2 protein-coding genes are annotated in these 1937 nt (G+C 71.8%); both read right to left on the bottom strand.

What is annotated here, in order from left to right; genetic code table 11:
- Positions 1-28: 28 nt before the first annotated feature.
- Entirely contained in the window at positions 29-655 is a 627-nt protein-coding gene (locus ACOV8S_RS18070) for an FMN reductase (protein WP_448318800.1), read from the bottom strand.
- Positions 652-1806 carry an LLM class flavin-dependent oxidoreductase gene (locus ACOV8S_RS18065; RefSeq protein WP_448318904.1) on the bottom strand — a complete coding sequence of 385 codons (1155 nt, stop codon included), beginning with the start codon at positions 1804-1806 and terminating at the stop codon, positions 652-654. The genes ACOV8S_RS18070 and ACOV8S_RS18065 overlap by 4 nt, the downstream gene beginning before the upstream one ends.
- Positions 1807-1937: the final 131 nt, after the last annotated feature.

Raw genomic sequence — 1937 nt, 5'->3', positions numbered from 1 at the left:
GGGCGGGCACGACGAGGCCAGGACGGGATCAGGACGGGCGGCGCAGTGCCTGGAGGGCCTGTTCGAAGGGGACGGTCTCCAGGTCGCCGACGCGGACGACGTCGCTCTCGTCCTCCCGGGCCTCCCGGGCGGCGGGCAGTCGGCCGGGGCCGGTCATCAGCGCCGCCAGCTGCCCGGCCGCGCGGGTGATCCGCTCCTGCAGGCCCTCGGCGCCCCAGTCCTCGGAGGCCGCGTAGACGCCGGTGGGCACGACCACGGCGCGCAGGTAGGAGAAGAGCGGCCGCAGGGCGTGGTCCAGGACCAGGGAGTGGCGGGCCGAGCCGCCGGTGGCGGCGATCAGCACGGGCTTGCCGTCGAGGGCGTCCTGGTCGAGGACGTCGAAGAAGGCCTTGAAGAGTCCGCTGTAGGAGGCCGAGAAGACCGGGGTGACCACGACCAGCCCGTTGGCGGCCGCCACCGCCTCCTGGGCGGCCGCGAGCTCGCGGCCGGCGAAGCCGTTGGTGAAGTTGTGCGCGATCTCCACGGCGAGGTCGCGCAGCTCGACCACCGTGACCTCGGCACCGGTGCGGTCGGCGGTGGCCTGCGCCAGACGGTCGGCCAGCAGGCGGGTGGACGACGGGACGCTCAGGCCCGCCGAGACGACGACCAGCTTCATCGTGCGGCCTCCTTCTCGGGTGCGGTGACGGCGGTGGTGGCGGGGGCGGTGGCCTCGGCGGCCTCGGCGGCGGCCCGCTCCCGGGCCCGGTCGACCCGCGCGGCGTGGCTCGGGGCGTCCGGCACGTCGGCCGGGCGGCCCTTGGCGAACTCCTCGCGGAGCACGGGGACGACCTCCTCGCCGAGGATGTCGAGCTGCTCGAGCACGGTCTTCAGCGGCAGGCCGGCGTGGTCCATCAGGAACAGCTGGCGCTGGTAGTCGCCGGCCACCTCGCGGAAGGACAGCGTGCGCTCGATGACCTGCTGCGGGGAGCCGACGGTCAGCGGGGTGTCCCGGGTGAAGTCCTCCAGGGACGGTCCGTGGCCGTAGACCGGGGCGTTGTCGAAGTAGGGGCGGAACTCGCGGACCGCGTCCTGGGAGTTCTTCCGCATGAACACCTGGCCGCCGAGCCCGACGATCGCCTGCTCGGGGCGGCCGTGCCCGTAGTGGGCGTAGCGGGTGCGGTAGAACTCGACCATCCGGCGGGTGTGGTCGGCGGGCCAGAAGATGTTGTTGTGGAAGAAGCCGTCGCCGTAGTACGCGGCCTGCTCAGCGATCTCGGGGGACCGGATCGAGCCGTGCCAGACGAACGGCGGCACGCCGTCCAGGGGGCGGGGCGTGGAGGTGAAGCCCTGCAGCGGGGTGCGGAACTTCCCTTCCCAGTTCACCACGTCCTCGCGCCACAGGCGGTGGAGCAGGGCGTAGTTCTCGATCGCGAGGTTGATGCCCTCGCGGATGTCCTGGCCGAACCAGGGGTAGACCGGGCCGGTGTTGCCGCGCCCCATCATCAGGTCCATCCGGCCGTCCGCGAGGTGCTGGAGCATCGCGTAGTCCTCGGCGATCTTCACCGGGTCGTTGGTGGTGATCAGCGTCGTCGAGGTGGACAGGGTGAGCCGCTCGGTGCGCGCCGCGATGAAGCCCAGCATCGTGGTGGGGGAGGACGGCACGAACGGCGGGTTGTGGTGCTCACCGGTGGCGAAGACGTCGAGGCCGACCTCCTCCGCCTTGAGGGCGATGGCGACCATGGCCTTGATCCGCTCACGCTCGGTCGGCGTGCGGCCGGTGGTGGGGTCGGCCGTCACGTCGCCGACCGAGAAGATCCCGAACTCCATGGTCATGGTCGCTCACTCCAATGTTGTTGATTGTTGAACTATATCCGACAACGAGGAGGGTGCGACGGGTATTCCTGGGCGCTCGGCGGCGGACCGAGGCGACGGAATGGGGGCGTCCGGCGGCGGACGGG

The sequence above is a fragment of the Streptomyces sp. CO7 genome (genome assembly GCF_053474865.1).
The sequence above is the reverse complement of the archived record's forward strand: the minus strand, read 5'-3'. Positions and strand labels throughout refer to the sequence as shown.

Excerpts from the sequence above, each read along its gene's own strand:
- ACOV8S_RS18070 (WP_448318800.1), bottom strand. The coding sequence starts at position 655 with ATGAAGCTGGTCGTCGTCTCGGCGGGCCTGAGCGTCCCGTCGTCCACC.
- ACOV8S_RS18065 (WP_448318904.1), bottom strand. The coding sequence starts at position 1,806 with ATGGAGTTCGGGATCTTCTCGGTCGGCGACGTGACGGCCGACCCCACC.